Origin of the sequence: Stenotrophomonas chelatiphaga, from assembly GCF_001431535.1 — a bacterium.
GTDB lineage: Bacteria > Pseudomonadota > Gammaproteobacteria > Xanthomonadales > Xanthomonadaceae > Stenotrophomonas > Stenotrophomonas chelatiphaga.
Map to the genome: position 1 here is coordinate 115,970 of NZ_LDJK01000002.1, position 16,267 is coordinate 132,236.

Genomic DNA, 16,267 nt, shown 5'->3' on the forward strand with positions numbered 1-16,267 from the left:
CAACCACCGACAGCCGCCATGCTCGATCCAGCCCTGCTCCGCAACCAGCCCGCCGACCTTGCCGAACGCCTGCGCTCCAGTCGCGGCTTCGAGCTGGACGTGTCCGCGCTGGAGTCGCTGGAAGCAGACCGCAAGCGCATCCAGGTGCGCACCCAGGAACTGCAGAGCCTGCGCAACAGCCGCTCCAAGGCGATCGGCCAGGCCAAGGCCAAGGGCGAAGACGTGGCCGCGATCATGGCCGAAGTGGCTGCCTTCGCCGACGAACTGAAGGCATCGGAAGTCACCTTGGACGAACTGCGCGAGAAGATCGACGCGGTCGCGATGATGATCCCGAACCTTCCGGCCGAGGACGTGCCGGCCGGCGCTGACGAAAGTGAGAACGTCGAGCAGTCGCGCTGGGGCACCCCGCGCCAGTTCGATTTCAAGGTGCTCGACCACGTAGAACTGGGCGCCCGCAACAAGTGGCTGGACGGTGAGACCGCGGCCAAGCTGTCCGGCTCGCGCTTCACCGTGCTGCGCGGCCCGATCGCGCGCCTGCACCGCGCCCTGGCCCAGTTCATGCTCGACCTGCACAGCGGCGAGCACGACTACCAGGAAACCAACGTGCCGGTGATCGTCAACGCCGACAGCCTGTACGGCACCGGCCAGCTGCCGAAGTTCGAAGAGGACATGTTCATCACCCACCTGGGTGAGCAGAAGCGTTACCTGATCTCGACCTCGGAAATCTCGCTGACCAACATCGTTCGCGATGAAATCGTCGATGCCGAGCGCCTGCCGCTGCGCATGACCGCCCACTCGCTGTGCTTCCGTTCCGAAGCCGGCAGCGGTGGCCGCGACGTGCGCGGCATGATCCGCCAGCACCAGTTCGAGAAAGTGGAACTGGTCACCGCCTGCCGCCCGGAAGACAGCGATGCCGAGCACCAGCGCATGACCCGCTGCGCCGAAGTGGTGCTGGAAAAGCTGGGCCTGCCGTACCGCAAGGTGCTGCTGTGCACCGGCGACATGGGCTTCTCCGCAGTGAAGACCTACGACCTGGAAGTGTGGCTGCCCTCGCAGGACACCTACCGCGAGATCAGCTCGTGTTCCAACACCGGTGACTTCCAGGCCCGCCGCATGCAGGCCCGCTGGCGCAACCCCACCACCGGCAAGCCCGAGCTGCTGCACACCCTCAACGGCTCCGGCGTAGCGGTCGGCCGCGCGATGATCGCGGTGATGGAGAACTACCAGAACGAAGACGGCAGCATTACCGTGCCGGACGTCCTGCGCCCGTACATGGGCGGCCTGGAAACCATCGGCTGAAACACCGCTAGTGACGGCCGCCGGCCTGGTAGTGACGGCCGCTGGCCGTCAGCTCGTGCCTTGGTGGGCGACGACCGCACCCCGGTGGGCGACGACCGCACCCGGTGAGCGACGACCGCACCCGGTGGGTGACGACTGTCAGTCGTCACGCCTCTGCCCCTGCCGCTTCGCTCGCCGAGCACGGCTCGGCGCTACCCACCCATCGCGCGGGACAAAAAAACGGCCCCGCAAAAGCAGGGCCGCCGGTCGGGCTGGAATGGGGGAGGGGATCTTCCAGCCCACGGTTACCGGCCGACGACGAGCCGCCAGCAACCGTCTTGAACGCTTTACTCAGGCCTCGGCAAATTCCGCTTCCGGCAGGCTCGCCAGCGCGGCCGCAATGGCCTCTTCGCGGTGCTTCGGCGAATACGCGATGCCTTCGGCACGCACGAACTCCACCTCAGTGATGCCCATGAAGGCGAACACCTGGCGCAGGAAGGGCTCCTGGAAGTCCGCCGGCGAACCGGTATAGATGCCGCCGCGGCTGCTGGCGATGATCACCCGCTTGCCACCAGCCAGGCCTACCGGGCCCGCTTCGGTGTACTTGAAGGTCTTGCCGGCCACGGCCACGCGGTCGATCCAGGACTTCAGCGTGGACGGAATGCTGAAGTTGTACATCGGCGCACCGATGACCACGACATCCGCCGCCAGAAACTGCGCCATGACGTTTTCAGCATCCGCGACCTCGGCCGCATCCGCGCCGGCCAGCGAGCTGCCGCGCAGGTGGGGGATCGGGTTGGCATCCAGATCACGGTAGGACACGTCGAGGGAATCGACCGAATCCTTGAAACGGGCGACCACGGCCGCCGACAGCTGGCGGGAGACCGAGTTGTCGCCGAGCGCGCTGGCGTCGATGTGAAGAAGCTTCATGGCAGTCACCTGATGTTTGTGGGGGTGGGCAGCCGTGCTGCCGACGGGACAAACGATAGGTTGTTGCCAATCTGGGATAAAGATGGTTGAATGCCACGTATTGTTCTAGATATGGAACTGCAGCATGCAAGACCTCAACGATCTCTATTACTTCGCCATGGTCGTGGACCACGGCGGTTTTGCCGCAGCCGAACGCGCGCTGGGCATCCCCAAGTCCCGCCTGAGCCGTCGCATCAGCCAGCTGGAGACCGATCTTGGCGTCCGCCTGCTGCAGCGCTCCACGCGCCGTTTCGCGGTCACCGACGTCGGTACCAGCGTACACCGACACGCGCAGACCATGTTGGCCGAAGCCCAGGCTGCCCGCGAAGTGGTAGACCGCCTCAGCGCGGAACCGCGCGGGCTGGTGCGTGCCAGCGTGCCGGTATCGCTGGCGCAGATGCAGCTGCCCAAACTGCTGCCGAAGTTCCTGGAGCAGTACCCCAAGGTGCGGCTGCAGTTGAACATCAGCAATCGCCGCGTGGACATCATCAACGAAGGCTACGACGTCGCCCTGCGCGTGCGTTCGCGGCTGGATGACGACGGCAGCTTGGTGATGCGCAGCTTCGGCCAGGTGCAGGAACTGCTGGTGGCCAGCCCGAAGTACCTGGACCGTGCCGGCCGCCCCAAGGACCCGGACGAACTGACCAACCACGTCACCCTGAGCATCAGCGAAGACGAAGCCCGCCAGCGCTGGGAGCTGCACGGCCCGGAAGGCGCGGTGCGCCGGGTAGACCTGCAGCCGCGCGTGGCCGGCTTCGATTTCCCGCTGCTGCAGAGCATGGTCAAGGACGGCTTCGGCATCACCATGCTGCCGGAAACCGTCTGCGCCGATGCCGTACGCAAGGGCGAGCTGGAAGTGGTGCTGCCGGATTGGTCCCTGCCGCAGGGGATCTGCCATGCCGTGTTCGCCTCGCGCCGCGGCCTGCTGCCGGCCGTGCGCGTGTTCATCGACTTCCTGGCCGAGCACCTGCCGCCGCAGCTGGAAGCTTCGCGCCTGGATTGCGGTGGCGCCTGCGAACGAGCCAAAGAGAAGATCAAAGCGACAGCGCTGGGCGCGTTGGCCGTAGACGCCGGCTGACCTGCACGCCGGCCGCGCTGGTAGCGCCGAGCCACGCTCGGCGTAACCCGTTACCGCCCGGTGTGCTGGCAGGCGCAGGACCATGGGCAAACGCCCCCGACGCATGCGAGAATACGCCTCCCCGGACCGCCTCCGGGACTGCAGCACATCGGAGAGATGGCCGAGCGGTTTAAGGCACCGGTCTTGAAAACCGGCGAAGGGTCAAACCTTCCGTGGGTTCGAATCCCACTCTCTCCGCCAGATGGAACAAGCGGTTGGGGTAGTCAAGCTACACCGAGCGGCTTGTAAAGGTGACGGGCAAGCCCCGCTAACCTGCGCTTTCTTTTACCTGGGAAAAATGGGCACTATAAGCACCGTGTAATCACAATAGCGACCGCACTAGCGAAGGAGGGTAGTATGCCAAGGCAGGCGATTCACGCACACGCGCTAGCGATTCAAGCTCCTTATTTGCTGCATTTCACCCGCGCGGTGAACCTGCCAACCATCATGGCCCATGGGTTGTACCCTATCGGGCGTGCTCATGAGGTTGGGGTTGCACCAGCCATCAATGATCAATACCGATTCGACGGTCATCGCAACAGCACTTCCGTCTCAATCGGCTTCCCGAACTGCCAGATGCTTTACAAGTATCGCATCGCCGATGCGGCTGTAGATTGGTCGATACTCGTTCTTAACCCTTCAATTTTGTGGGCAAAAAACTGCGCGTTCTGCCGTCACAACGCCGCAGACGGGCGCATCAGTGGACAGCCCCTTGCAAACCTGATGACTCCTCAAGCCTTTCAGGGGATGTATGAGGTAATCGAGGGTCTGGGCACACGTGAGGAGCAGAAGCTCAAGCCCTACGACCCAACTGATGTGCAGGCTGAGGTACTAGTCTTCGATGTCATCGAACCGAGCTATATTGCAGGAGTTATCTTTGAAACGTCGGCAGCCCGCGATGCTTATCTGCCTCATGTAGGGGGGCGAAAAACCTACATCCATGCAAATAACAAGGGGATGTTTGCGAATCGGAAGTATGTGAGGATATGGGGCAATTAAGCCCTGCTGAGTTATGGCAGAAAGACCGCTATTTATTCCTTCCACTGAAGGGCCTGCGCTAGTCAGGACCAAGTACGTGGATTTTCAGTGGTTCCCCGGCATGGCTACATCACAGAAGCAAAAGTCAGTCGATTCGCTCCATGCTGCTTCACTTAAGCTATCGGGGATCAACAGGGTGCTGGAGGTGTCTAGCAAGTCTCGTGAAGAGCTTGGCGTAGCCCTCAGCGCGTTCAATCTCACGTTCACCACACTCAAGCACAACCGCACGTTCAGCGTGGAGTGCGCATACCAGGGTAGCAAGGTGTTCGAGCGTGGCGGCCCCTTTGTCGATATCTTCGGGATTACCTCGCGCGAGGCGAAGAAGGACGTCCGGCTCCGCTCGTCGGGCCGACTGACTGGCTTTCGATTTTTTGGTACCGATTGGGGTCTAGAGCCGCAAACCGCGTTCTACGATTGGCTTTACATCAATGCGTTGAAGAAGCAGCCTGGCGTGACCGAGCAGCTTATGGATTATTCGGCCTTCAGCGATATTGAGTTCAACCCGGAGCGTTCGATCAACTGCCAAGCGTACTCGGTCGCGCTCTACCTCTCCCTGCACAAGCGCCAACTGCTCAAGGAGGCCACGTCTTCTAAGGAAGCATTCCTCCGCATTGTGGGTGCAGCCGCAATTAGCAACGCCCGACAAGACGATACAGTGCAAGGCGGCTTCAAACTCTGATTGGTCGGGGGGCGGTTGCCGCGGGTTTATACTTAGAAATAGCCTGAAAAATCCTGCGCAAGATCAGGCGGTAGTGCGGGCCGCTGGCCGGCAAGTTTTAGAACCATCAGACGCGCGCTTAAGTACGCTCGATACAGCTAACGTTCGTTGATGGTGGACGTTTGGGTCAGCGCAAGCAAATGGTCCGCGAGCTCCTCCGCGCGATGGATGAGGTGGTTCCCTCAGACGCGACTGCTGGCGCTCAATCCGCATTACCCGATCGCTGGTCGTCGCGGCCGTCAGCCATGTTCGCTGACGGTGATGCAGATAGCAGACCGCTATGACCCTACCGGGCATATGAAGTGTCACAGCATGAAGCAGCAACTAGCTGATCTGCATAGTGTCCGGTTTGCATCCTTGACAGAGCCCCTGCAGGGCGATTTCCTCGCCAATCATCGTCTTAGTTCGGTGGGGGCCGCTGCCTAGCGAGCGGATCTGGAGCAACCTCCCCCAAGATTTACAAGTCGAAGATGTTTTCCTTTTTTGGTTTACAAATACACGTGTTTGCACCACAATGGTTGCAACTCACTTGGCATAGGCAGGCCATGGACACTCGCAGCGCTCTCTCACATAAGCTCGACTCTGACCATTTGGCGACCCTCTCCGAAGGGTTGAGCGCCGGCTACGGGCACGTAGTGGCGATCATCGCGAGCTCGCCTGTTTTGTCGAACTTTTGGCCTGGAAAGGGCCTTCACGGCTATTTGGTGGACCCATGCGTGCAGTACGGTATAGAGGCGGCCGCGAAGCGTCGGGGAACGTTCCACACGGAGGTGGCCTCAAATGCCGCGTTGAATCATCACCACGTTCGATTTCATGCTAAAGGCGTTTGCGTAACCACCCATTTTACTGGGCGCGATGCGGATCGCACTTTTGCGCGTAAGGCTGTGAATCGCGGTGAATTGGCTGCGCGATGCGATGATCTTTTCCAGACCGCTCATGCCCCGTTAGACTCGGCTATCGGCACGATCTACGCACACCTCCTTCATGGCGGCGAGTACGCACCTCTCTCAGCCTTCTTGGCGATCCCAGATAGATCGCAAGGCTATCCGTTGATTCCTTGGACGCTCCCATTGGCTGCATCGGTCGGCGTAGATGTGGAAGCTGTTGCTGAGAAGATGTCCTTTGTTGTCAAACAAGTGACCGCAGAAGCGGAGCGGGCTCGTGACGCGCGCTGATTTCGTATTTGTAGGCGATAGGCTGAGGCAAGCAAGGCTTGCTGCTAACTTGACCGCGACGGAGCTCGCTGACCGAGTGGAAGTGTCTCGGCAGATGATTTCTGCGGCAGAGAAGGGCAAGGCTCTCGGTGCGGATCGTCTCGACCAGGTTGCAATCGCTTTAGGGGTTCCGGTTGAGTATTTTTATCAGCCGCTTCCCGACGGTGTGGGGATGGCGCTATCTGCTATCAATTATCGCTCGCTCAAGAAAACTCCTGAGTTCCAAAAAGACCGTGCAGATAGCAGTCTCGAGTGGGCGCATGAGGTGGTAGTCAGATTTAAAGAGCTGCTGCAGATGCCCGCTGTTAATCTTCCGTCTCTGAACGATAAAGATCCCGAAGCGCTGTCTTGGGACGATGTCGAGAACGCGGCGAGAGAGCTGCGCCGTCACTTCAATCTGGGTCATGGCCCCATTGATAAACTGATTCTCCTTTTGGAGAATCACGGGGTGATCGTTGGCTCGGTAGCCTTAAGCGATGACATGGATGGCGTATCCGCTTGGTATGAGGATGGCCCGGTGGTGCTCGTAAAGCACGGCTCTCCGGCCGTCCGGACGCGTTTTGACGTGGCCCATGAACTAGGGCACTTGGTCCTGCACAGGCACCTTACCGCCGAAGATGTGGACGATAAACAGCGCCACGATCTTATGGAGTTGCAGGCCCATTATTTCGCGGGCGCGTTTCTACTCCCGGAAGAGGGCTTTGTGCCGGAGGCGGTGCGAGTAGATCTGGATTACTTGTTGACCCTGAAGAGGAGATGGAAAGTCTCGCTGCAGGCGATGGTCATGCGTTTGGAGAAGTTAGGAATTCTCTCGAAAGATCAGATTGGGAGGTTTTATCAGAACCTGAGTCGTCGCAACTGGCGCAGGAAAGAGCCGCTCGATGATGAGCTGCATCGTGAGCGTCCTGTGCTGCTCGAAAGAGCCGCTCAGTTCCTCGCTGAGGAGCGAATTCTTCCTTTCCAGGACGCTTTCATGAGGACCCGTCTTCCGCGTGTTTTCCTTGAAACGTTTGCTGGACTGGAGCCTGGATCTCTTAGTGCGCCTGTTAGAACGGCAGATAACGTACTTGAGTTCCGCCGTAAAGGTTCGCCTAGCTAGAGATTTGGGCGGGGACCGAGCGCACAGTCAAAATGTATCTGTCAACTTTGGATGGAGTAGCCGCAGGAGGTCGCCAATTCGTGAACCATTGCACGGCGCTTCTCGAGTGTCGTTCCGCGTTTGTAGGCAGTTTCTGTCTTATCGCGGATACGATGTTCAGGCGCTGCCTTGGATAGGTCATCGGGGAAGTCAGTCGTCTCTGCGGCCCAATCTTTAAACGTGATCGGAAGCCATTAACGTTGACGTGGCCAGAGCCCATGCGTCCACTACCGCCGAGATCGCGTTCTCACTTAACTGCACCCCAGTGAACTAGTCGGGGGGACAACAGATGCCGGCTAACCCTCTTCTCGGAAAGCAGGAGCGCCATCGCTTTCAGAGGCGCAGTTTGCTCAACCTTCGCTTTCATTCTCTCGCCTGCCACTGTCAGGTCTCTTTGGGCAGGTCGAGCTCAGACGGGGTACCTACGGCGTAGGTTTCGTGCATTGCTCGCAGGTGTAGTGGGCACGCAACGAGTTCGCCAAGGAGCTCAAGCGTGTTGATCATTGAGATTCATAACGTAAGTTTTCGCATGGCTCGATTCACGTGCGTCCGACTACGCCTTAGACCCACTCTTGGCATCATCGACGTTACAGGCGCCCACAAATGGAAACCTTGATGACCCCGGACGGCCGTTACCTCATCGTCCGAGGGCGACTATGGCGAGCCACCAATCCTCACCTGGATGAGCAACGCAGAGACCAGCTGGTCCACGCGCTGATGGATGCACGCCGGGCCGTCAAAGCAGCCAAGGCCTCATCGGACGAGGAGGCCCTGGCCGCTGCACGGCAGGCAGTAAACACAGCCAAGGTCGGCCTGGGCGAACGAGGCCCCGTGTGGTGGACCGACCGCTCCCCCGACCTCAACCGGCGCATGGTCAGCAACACACCCTACGCCGATTGGTTCAACAGCCTCGGCGCATGACCGACAACAATGCGGAAGGCTTCGCGCCGACGCGTCTACGGTCACCACCCAGGCTCGCCATTTCTCCGCACACGCCGATACAGCTGGCAGTTTGAATGTCGCTGGTAACCTTGAGCTCATGCCTTCATCTGCCGCTCAAGCACGTCGATCAAGCCACGCATCTGAGTACCAGTATCCCGAGCACCTGCGGGAGCTAGCCGCAGCGTTACCCCGCCTGCCAGGGGTGTATACATTTCACGGCGTCGAAGGCGGCTTGCCTCTGTATATCGGCAAGAGCATCAATGTTCGTACCCGTGTGATGGATCACCTGCGCACGCGTGAAGAAGCCTCGCTCCTGCGGCAAAGCCGAAACATCAGCTGCGTACGAACGGCGGGCGACCTGGGTGCCCGGCTGCTGGAGGCGCAGCTCGTCAAGCGCCAGATGCCGCTCTACAACCGGCTGCTGCGCAAACTCCCTCGGCAGTTCAGCCTGCGCCTTTATCGTGGCGAGGTTTCGGTGGTCAACTCGGCCGACTATGAGCTCGCCAGCGCTCCGATGCTCTATGGCCTGTATTCCAGCGAACGATCCGCGTTGGAATCACTGCGACGCGTCGCCGATGATCAGGCGTTGTGCTATTCACTGCTGGGCCTGGAGCGCCTGCCCAAGGGGCGCCCGTGTTTCCGTTCCATGCTGCGCCAGTGCCTTGGCGCTTGCTGCGGAAAGGAGACCCCCGCCGAGCATGAGCTGCGCCTGCGTGCTGCGCTTGCGCATCTGGAGGTCACCGCGTGGCCTTACGGTGGACGCATCGCTATCGAAGAGGTCGGCGAGGACATGACCCAGTTTCATGTTGTCGACAACTGGGCCTACCACGGCAGTGCGCCGACGCTGGCCAAAGCGCGGCGTATCAAGGCAGATTCCGGGCACTTCGACCGCGATTCGTACAAGATTCTCCGCTATGCGCTGGACCGTGGCACCGCGGTTGTCCATCTGCTTTCCTGAAGCTTTCCACCCGCGCCCCAACGCCGGTGGCCACCCTACAAGGCCGCCAACCCGCGCCCTCGCCGCGTCGCGCCAGGCGAATCCCCCATCACGCGCTTGTAGGCGCGGCTGAAAGCGGCCTGCGACGCGTAACCCAGACGCTCTGCCACCACTTCGATCGGCAGGCTTTGCTGGGTCAGCCATTGACTTGCCAATTGCATGCGCAGTTCAGTCACGTAACGCAGCGGCGCGGTGCCAATGACGGCCTGGAAACGGTCTGCAAACACAGACCGTGAGATGTTCGATTCTGCAGCCAAGGCCTCGACAGTCCAATCGCGCCCGGGGTCTTGGTGCAGGGCCAGCAACGAGAGCGATAGGCGCGGGTCGCGCATCGCCATGACCAGTCCGGATGCGCCTTCGCACCCACGCTCCACCCAGTCACGCACGATCATCGCGGCTACTGCGTCCGCCAGACGGGCGAGTATTCCAGCAAAGCCAATACGTCCGGAGCAGACCTCGCGCTTCATCGCATCGATCATCGGCAGCAGCCCGGGAAACTGAGCGGCATTGCCATCGGCCAGCATCACGCTCGGCATCAATTTGCTCAGCCCTTGCATGCCGCCGAGATCGAACGCCATGCATCCGTGGAAGAGCACGGCGCTTGGCACGGCATGCGTGCTCGGGCACGTGTCGATCCCGCTCACCGCATCACCCAGAGGGGCGGCGTCCAGCGTCTCCAGATACTGGATGGACTGGTCCTCTCCCGACAACAGCGCGTGGCCGTCTCCGCGGGGAACAAGCACGACATCGCCGGCGGACAAAAGGTGCTGGCTGCCGTCCGCACCACGAAGCAACGCGTTGCCCACCGCCACGTAGTGGAAGTAGGCGTGCCCCGGCTTCGAGGGAAATCCCAGCCCGAAGGTCGGCCCGGTCTGGATGCGCCGGTAATGGACACCTTGTATCCGCATCCCGGTCAGCAGCTGGCTGATCAGATCGGTGGAGTGGGGCGCAGCGTCGTTCATCGGGGCGGCCAGGGGTTTCGATCAAAAATTCAGGTCGGACGATCATAGATCATCCTGATCTCGCTCCCTAGACTCTCGGCTGCACGATTGCACTGGGATCTTTGATGAGTAATGACGTAGTTGATGTCGCAGGCGCGCCTGACGCTGTGGAATGGAATACCGAGGCGCCGTCTTCATCGGCCTGGGTGGCCGTTTTCTCGCTGGCCATGGGGGTCTTTGGGCTGCTCACGGCCGAGTATCTGCCTGCCAGCCTGTTGACGCCGATGGCGGCGGATCTGGGCGTGTCCGAGGCCTTGGCAGGTCAGGCGGTGACGGTCACTGCCGTGGTGGCCCTGTTCGCTGGGCTGCTGGTGCCCCGGCTGACCCGTTCCATCGACCGACGCGTGGTGTTGTTGAGTTTCACGCTGCTGATGATCCTCTCCAACGCGTTAGTGGCGCTGTCTTCCAGCATGGGCGTCCTGCTGGTGATGCGCGTCCTTCTGGGCGTCGCGCTGGGCGGTTTCTGGAGCATGGCAGCGGCTGTGGCCATGCGGTTGGTGCCGCCACAGCGTGTGCCGCGCGCGCTCTCGATCATCTTCAGCGGGATTGCGGTCGGAACGGTGGTATCCGTACCGTTGGGCAGCTACCTGGGTGGACTGTGGGGCTGGCGCAGCGCATTCTGGGCGGCGACGGCGGTAGGTGGGCTCACCTTTGCATTCCAGTGGTTCACGCTGCCCCGGATGGCCCCGCGCAGGTCGGCAGTTCCAGAGTCGGTGGTGGGGCTTCTGCGCCGGCCCGGCATCGCGGTCGGCATGCTCGGCTGCGTTCTGGCGCACACCGGTCAGTACGCGCTGTTTACCTATATCCGTCCCACGTTGGAAAGCCTGGGGCAGATGAGCGCCGATGGCCTGGCGCTGATTCTGCTCGGGTTCGGTGTGGCGAACTTTGTCGGCACGCTCTTGGCCGGCTGGCTCATGGAGCGCAGTCTGAAAGTCACGCTGGTGGTCATGCCGGCCTTGGTTGGCTTAGCGGCGCTGGGCATGCTTCTGTTGCCGGTGGGCGTGGGCGGGTTGTCGATCCTTGTCGCGCTCTGGGGCCTGGCCTTCGGTGGCGTGCCCGTTGCCTGGTCGAGCTGGGTCGCGCGTGCGGTGCCCGACCAGGCCGAGAGTGCCGGCGGAATGGTCGTCGCCGCGGTGCAATCTTCCATCGCGGCGGGTGCGGCGCTGGGCGGCCTGGTGTTCGGGCTGGGGGGCATCGTAGCCGTGCTCAGCGTTGCCGCCGCCGTGATGCTCCTCGCCAGCCTGCTCATCGGGTTGCGGGTCAGGGTGGGGTCGCGGCCGCTCTCAGCAGGTCCGACGCTCCACCTCTAGCCAACAGCCGGCGGTACCGGCGCTAGACACTGGCCGATCGGAGGCGGCGGCGCAGCGCACCTGCCGCCGCCGCGATCGCCATGGCAGGCACCGCCAACACCAGGGCGTATACCAGTCCGGCCAGCAACAACGGGTCGACGCCCGACATCACCGCCACCACCGGCACCTGCAGCAGCATGAGCAACAGTCCGCACAGCCACGCGTGCCGGGGAAAACAGGCACCCAGGACCGTCGCAATGACCAGTGCGATGGGATAGACGACCGTCCAGAACGCGGGCGCGTCCCACGGCTCGCCGCCCGGCGTCCGCCAGGCCACCAGCACCCAGAACACCACGCCGACCTTCAGCGTCACCGCACTTGCTGCAAGCAAGTTACCCGTCATCCGCATCGTTGGTCTCCGCACGAACGCGCAGCATGCCACTGGCGCCGTGGACGGGGTATGACCAGCACGGGCGCCAGGATTCTGGGAGCAGCAGCGCCGCCAGCACATGTCGATGCACCGATTTCTGTCTCCATCCCTGAGACCAGCCCAACCTATCCTCCAGCCCCATGGACGCCCCCCACCAAACCCTTACCCCCATGCCAGACGACTTCCACTGGAAGCCGCGCTGCCATCTCGACACGCTCCCCACCGGCCTCTTCCTCCACGGCGAGATCGTCGCCAGCATGCACCAGCGCATCGACGGCGCGTGGCTGGCCCGGCTGCACCGGGACGATGGTCTCCATAGCCCGCTGGTCATGCGCCGCTGCACGTCCTTCGATGCCGGCCGCAAAGGCTGCGAACTATGGGCCCTGCGCCACGAGCGCGCCCTGCGCCGCAAAGTGGCGATAAAGCTGCAGTGGATCCAGGACAACGTAGTGCTGCGCGGCAGGGGCACGCGGCTGGAACCCCAACACGCAACACCCCCCAGCTGATTCGGCTGCCCAGACAGAACACGCAGCCTCCGCGTCGGTGATTGAGCATCGGCAACGTCCGGTAACACCCCTGCCGCCGCGCCAAATCCGCAACTTTCCTCATGTACACGCCCGCCACACCAGCACACGATGTCCGTGCTGACCCGTAGGGCCAGCCGGGATTGGCATCCCGAACGTCATTAACCAAGCATCTCCGTTGTCGCCTTCGGGTACGGCGGAGCATGCGCCCTCGTGCCATCCTTTTGGCGGACGGTGCGGGGGATCGCATGATCCGCCGGTTAAACCCGCTTGGTATGACGCCGGTATGCCAACCCGCACCGTCCGCCACCCCGCGCCCCGGCGCCGGTGGCCATGCCATGCGAGGTCACCCTTGTCCGCAGAATTCAGAGCCCGCGTGCGCCTGTACGCGCTCATTGGCGAATCCGTCCACACGCTCCCCCCGCGCTTCGTCCAGAAGCTGGAAGGCATCCTGCAGGCCCACGAGAGTTCGCGGCACGCCTATCGCCCCGTGGTGGCCGTACCGCCGCCGTGCCGGCGCTCGGCCGGCGACGGCTCCAACCCGGATCCCCGCGCCGCCGCCGACGCCTGGCGCTGCGATCTCAGGCTGGTGGACCGCCAGTTGCGCGCCCTTGCCGAGGTGCTGGAAATCGTCCACATCGCGCACCGCGACATTCACACCTCGGTGGAGGAGGGGATATCCAGCGAGAGCCTGATCGACGCCTTGCTCGGCGACGGGCGCGACAGGGTCAGGGCGGCGCGCGATGCCTTGCGCGGCGTGCTTTGAGTCGCGCCGGTAACGCTACAATCGCCCACAGCCGGCAGCACGCGGGCACGCCCGATCTATACCCCCATGAGCAGGATGCACATGCGCAGATCCGCCTATACGTTCACCGAAACCCCGCACGTCATCGTCGGCCTCGGCACCGCCCTCGTGGCGACCCTTCTGGTAATCACCGTCGCCAAGGGCTTTGTGCTCTGGTTCGGCGCCGCGATCGCGGTGTTCTCCGCACTTGCCGCGCTCCGCTCACTGGGCGCAACGATCATCGTCACCGGCGATTCGCTGACCCGTCGTTCGCCATTCGGCGAGACCCGCATACTGTGGCGCGATCTGGATGGCGTGGAGATCGGCCCCGGCTGCAGGACCCTGCTGTTTCGTGCCGGCGCCAAGCAGGTATGGATGCGCCGGCCCGCCGACTCGGTGACGGCGTGGTTCAAGGCATTCCACGAGCAGGATGTTGACGAGGACGCGCTTGAGCAGTTGTTGTACATGGCGGACGTGCAGCGCGTTTCGGCAGAGCAGGGCTGGTTGACGCCGCTACGTGCTTCGCGAGGTCACCAGTGAGCCGTGGCGGGGTAACCGATCATCTGCTGACTGAAAGCGCGGGAAGCGCGAAGGGCCTTCCATGAAGCTCTTCTGGGACATTGCAGCGAGAGCGTCACTTCTGTCCGCGGTCTTCATGGCGTGGGTGCTCGCCGGTGCGCCGCCAGTGGGCGGGGTGCATTCGGAGGCACACGTGCTTTGGTTCGGCGCAGGCGCAACCGTGATCTGCCTGGTGACCGCCATTGGCCTGGACCGTCGTCGACTGGCCGCGAGCGGCATATTGATGGTGCTCTACGCTGGGGTTTTTGCAGCGCAGTGGCTGCAGGCGATGGCTATAAGTTGATCGATCTGGCCATGTTCGGCCGCAGGGAAATCGAAAGGCCCAGCACACCCTCAAGCTCGCTGATCGAAGCCTGCAGCGCCTCCGCTTGTTGTTCGTTTCCCTCGATGTGAATGACAAGGCGATCTTCGCCTGGCTGACCCATCGAGCCAGTAATTCCTGGAATGGTGCGGTAGAGCAGTTCCCTGTGCTTATCGACAATGGCGTAGAACGCTTCGTTGGTATGCCTGTGGCCCGTCTCAAACACCACTTTCGTGTTCCCGCTCCTGGTACTGACAGTCCGGTTGGCGACAGGCGCTGAGCCTGTCAGTTCAACCAGGATGTGTTGATCCGGCACTGGCTGGATGGATATCTCCGTCAATCTGCCAGCGAACTCTTGTCGGAGGCTTTCCATCACGTGCAGGATCTCGGTCTGGATCGTCAGCCGGGTTATCGCGTCGTCGATGGATACCTCAGGATGCTGAGTGACGTAACTTCTGACTAGAACCTGCATCTCCTCATCCAGCTCGGATTGCTGATCCACCGCCTGCGCATGCGCGTAAGTCGAAAGGCTCAACAAGAAGAAGCATCCGAGAAGCGTCCGTTTCATGAGGGGTCTCTGTATTCCGTCAGATGATCAAAGGGCGTGGGCAGCACAATATGTGCAGGCTAGCAACCAGACGACCAGCCTTCCGTGACGCGGCTCACGATGGCACGCGTCGCTGGCAGGCGACGGTCTGTCCGGGCGAGTGCGAGTGCATACTCCTCGCAAAGGGGTCGGAGGATATGGAATGACGAAGTCCACGCTTTACGCTGCCGCCGCACTGGGCATGCTCGTGTGCGCGCCATTTCAACTGCGCGCCGCATCCCCGCATCTGCCTGTCCCTACGGCTTCAAGCAAAGCTTCCCGCGCCGACGAAGCCGCCCTCTGGAACAAGATTGAACAGTTCGCTTCCGCCGCGGTCGAAGGCGCAGGCCGCTTGAGGCGCACAGCGGGGATCGAAGATGGCAAGGAGGCCGAAGGTAGTGGCCCGGACATCGTCATAAGCCCAAGCCTCACCGCAACAAACGTCGCGATGGATCTGGATCAGACGGGACAGTATGAGATGCTCTCATTCGAGCTTCGCGGCGGGTGCATTTCCACGCGCGGCCTGATGGCGCACTACCCGGAGGTGCTGGTTCTCGGGGTTCCCAAACACCCGGATGTGGCCTCACTGCTCGGCACGATCCTGGGCGACGCGGTGGCTGTCTACACGATTACCTCAGCAACGGGCCCGGAAGCGGGCCCATGTATCAGCGACGTCTCCGTGCTGACCGTCGAAAGCGCAAAAGCACGGATGCTGCTGCGCCTGGAGTAGTCAGGCTCGAGTGGTCAGGGGTGTGGCCCGGCCAATGAAAGGCCATCCCCTGACCGCCATCGGCTTTACGCCGGCTCGACCGCCTTCGCTTTCTGCCCGGCCTTCGCCAGCAAGGTCAGTTTCTCATCGGTGGCCTTTTCTTCGGCCAGCGTCTCCAGCAGCAAGGGCAGGGCATCCTTGTAGCCCAGCTCCTTGGCCAGCGCCGCGATCGTGCCGTACGAGGCAATCTCGTAATGCTCCACCTTCTGCGCTCCGCCAATCAGCGCGGCATCGCGCACCGGCCCCTTTTCCACTGATTCAATGACTTCCTTGCCTTCTTCCACCAGGCCTTCCATCGCCGCGCACTTGATGCGCTTCAGGCGGATGCCCAGCACTTCCACGACCTTGTCGATCCGTTCGATCTGGCCCTGGGTTTCCTCAAGGTGGGTGTCGAACGCGGCCGCCAGGTCGGGATTGGTCGATGCGCGCGACAACCGCGGCAGCGCCTTGCTCATCTGCTTTTCCGCACTGTAGATGTCGGAAAGTTCGTGGATGAAAAGATCTTCGAGGGTTTTGATCGGCATGTCGGCGACTCCGCTGAGGAGAGGCGAAGGTAGGCCTGCAGGTGTTCAAGCGAAGGGGCGGGTGGGTGA

At 62.1% G+C, this 16,267-nt stretch carries 19 protein-coding genes and 1 tRNA gene; 15 read left to right on the forward strand and 5 right to left on the reverse strand.

The genetic code is table 11. The features are described from left to right. The first annotated feature begins 18 nt into the window (after window positions 1-18). Window positions 19-1,299, forward strand: a complete 1,281-nt coding sequence (serS, locus tag ABB28_RS00685) for a serine--tRNA ligase (protein ID WP_057506779.1) — start codon at window positions 19-21, stop codon at window positions 1,297-1,299. Between the two features lie 330 nt (window positions 1,300-1,629). On the opposite strand, the gene ABB28_RS00690 is transcribed toward serS, so the two are convergent. After that, window positions 1,630-2,208, reverse strand: a complete 579-nt coding sequence (locus tag ABB28_RS00690; protein ID WP_057506780.1) for an FMN-dependent NADH-azoreductase — start codon at window positions 2,206-2,208, stop codon at window positions 1,630-1,632. Window positions 2,209-2,332: 124 nt separating this feature from the next. Here ABB28_RS00690 and ABB28_RS00695 point away from each other — a divergent pair, with 124 nt between their 5' ends. The 8 genes from ABB28_RS00695 (at window position 2,333) to cho (ending at window position 9,372) form a co-directional block, all read left to right on the forward strand. Continuing rightward, complete coding sequence (locus tag ABB28_RS00695) at window positions 2,333-3,325, forward strand: LysR substrate-binding domain-containing protein (RefSeq protein WP_042612553.1); 993 nt, start codon at window positions 2,333-2,335, stop codon at window positions 3,323-3,325. Window positions 3,326-3,475: 150 nt separating this feature from the next. Beyond that, window positions 3,476-3,565, forward strand: a tRNA-Ser gene (locus tag ABB28_RS00700). Between the two features lie 156 nt (window positions 3,566-3,721). After that, window positions 3,722-4,363, forward strand: a complete 642-nt coding sequence (locus ABB28_RS00705) for a DarT ssDNA thymidine ADP-ribosyltransferase family protein (RefSeq protein WP_057506781.1) — start codon at window positions 3,722-3,724, stop codon at window positions 4,361-4,363. Window positions 4,364-4,376: 13 nt separating this feature from the next. Then, window positions 4,377-5,081: a DarT1-associated NADAR antitoxin family protein gene (locus ABB28_RS00710; protein WP_057506782.1), complete on the forward strand. Its 705-nt coding sequence runs from the start codon at window positions 4,377-4,379 to the stop codon at window positions 5,079-5,081. A 509-nt stretch (window positions 5,082-5,590) separates the two neighbouring features. Further along, window positions 5,591-6,295 carry a hypothetical protein gene (locus ABB28_RS17865; RefSeq protein ID WP_152983335.1) on the forward strand — a complete coding sequence of 235 codons (705 nt, stop codon included), beginning with the start codon at window positions 5,591-5,593 and terminating at the stop codon, window positions 6,293-6,295. Beyond that, window positions 6,282-7,433 (forward strand): helix-turn-helix domain-containing protein, encoded by a 1,152-nt coding sequence (locus tag ABB28_RS17595; RefSeq protein WP_083491848.1) that lies wholly within the window; start codon window positions 6,282-6,284, stop codon window positions 7,431-7,433. The genes ABB28_RS17865 and ABB28_RS17595 overlap by 14 nt, the downstream gene beginning before the upstream one ends. A gap of 642 nt (window positions 7,434-8,075) precedes the next feature. Further along, window positions 8,076-8,393 carry a hypothetical protein gene (locus ABB28_RS00725; protein ID WP_057506785.1) on the forward strand — a complete coding sequence of 106 codons (318 nt, stop codon included), beginning with the start codon at window positions 8,076-8,078 and terminating at the stop codon, window positions 8,391-8,393. A 118-nt stretch (window positions 8,394-8,511) separates the two neighbouring features. Further along, a complete protein-coding gene (gene cho / locus ABB28_RS00730) occupies window positions 8,512-9,372 on the forward strand; it encodes an excinuclease Cho (protein ID WP_083491849.1) in 861 nt (286 codons plus the stop codon). A gap of 35 nt (window positions 9,373-9,407) precedes the next feature. Here the strand turns inward: cho and ABB28_RS00735 are convergent, their stop codons facing one another. Next, a complete protein-coding gene (locus ABB28_RS00735; protein WP_057506787.1) occupies window positions 9,408-10,373 on the reverse strand; it encodes an AraC family transcriptional regulator in 966 nt (321 codons plus the stop codon). Window positions 10,374-10,477: 104 nt separating this feature from the next. Here ABB28_RS00735 and ABB28_RS00740 point away from each other — a divergent pair, with 104 nt between their 5' ends. Continuing rightward, complete coding sequence (locus ABB28_RS00740) at window positions 10,478-11,722, forward strand: MFS transporter (RefSeq protein ID WP_057506788.1); 1,245 nt, start codon at window positions 10,478-10,480, stop codon at window positions 11,720-11,722. Window positions 11,723-11,744: 22 nt separating this feature from the next. Here the strand turns inward: ABB28_RS00740 and ABB28_RS00745 are convergent, their stop codons facing one another. Further along, complete coding sequence (locus ABB28_RS00745) at window positions 11,745-12,110, reverse strand: hypothetical protein (protein WP_161809838.1); 366 nt, start codon at window positions 12,108-12,110, stop codon at window positions 11,745-11,747. Between the two features lie 191 nt (window positions 12,111-12,301). Between ABB28_RS00745 and ABB28_RS00750 the strand changes: the two genes are divergently transcribed. The 4 genes from ABB28_RS00750 (at window position 12,302) to ABB28_RS00765 (ending at window position 14,301) form a co-directional block, all read left to right on the forward strand. Continuing rightward, on the forward strand, window positions 12,302-12,637 hold the full coding sequence (locus ABB28_RS00750) for a hypothetical protein (protein WP_152983336.1): 336 nt from the start codon (window positions 12,302-12,304) through the stop codon (window positions 12,635-12,637). Between the two features lie 370 nt (window positions 12,638-13,007). Then, a complete protein-coding gene (locus ABB28_RS00755; RefSeq protein ID WP_152983337.1) occupies window positions 13,008-13,421 on the forward strand; it encodes a hypothetical protein in 414 nt (137 codons plus the stop codon). Window positions 13,422-13,502: 81 nt separating this feature from the next. Continuing rightward, a complete protein-coding gene (locus ABB28_RS00760) occupies window positions 13,503-13,979 on the forward strand; it encodes a hypothetical protein (protein ID WP_152983338.1) in 477 nt (158 codons plus the stop codon). 61 nt (window positions 13,980-14,040) lie between these two features. Beyond that, entirely contained in the window at window positions 14,041-14,301 is a 261-nt protein-coding gene (locus tag ABB28_RS00765) for a hypothetical protein (RefSeq protein ID WP_057506793.1), read from the forward strand. On the opposite strand, the gene ABB28_RS00770 is transcribed toward ABB28_RS00765, so the two are convergent. Continuing rightward, window positions 14,291-14,887: a hypothetical protein gene (locus tag ABB28_RS00770; RefSeq protein ID WP_057506794.1), complete on the reverse strand. Its 597-nt coding sequence runs from the start codon at window positions 14,885-14,887 to the stop codon at window positions 14,291-14,293. The two genes, ABB28_RS00765 and ABB28_RS00770, sit on opposite strands and share 11 nt — an antisense overlap. Before the next feature lie 181 nt (window positions 14,888-15,068). On the opposite strand from ABB28_RS00770, the gene ABB28_RS00775 reads away from it, so the two are divergent. Beyond that, entirely contained in the window at window positions 15,069-15,635 is a 567-nt protein-coding gene (locus ABB28_RS00775) for a hypothetical protein (protein ID WP_057506795.1), read from the forward strand. Window positions 15,636-15,700: 65 nt separating this feature from the next. On the opposite strand, the gene ABB28_RS00780 is transcribed toward ABB28_RS00775, so the two are convergent. Beyond that, a complete protein-coding gene (locus tag ABB28_RS00780) occupies window positions 15,701-16,198 on the reverse strand; it encodes a YciE/YciF ferroxidase family protein (protein ID WP_057506796.1) in 498 nt (165 codons plus the stop codon). Between the last annotated feature and the right edge of the window lie 69 nt (window positions 16,199-16,267).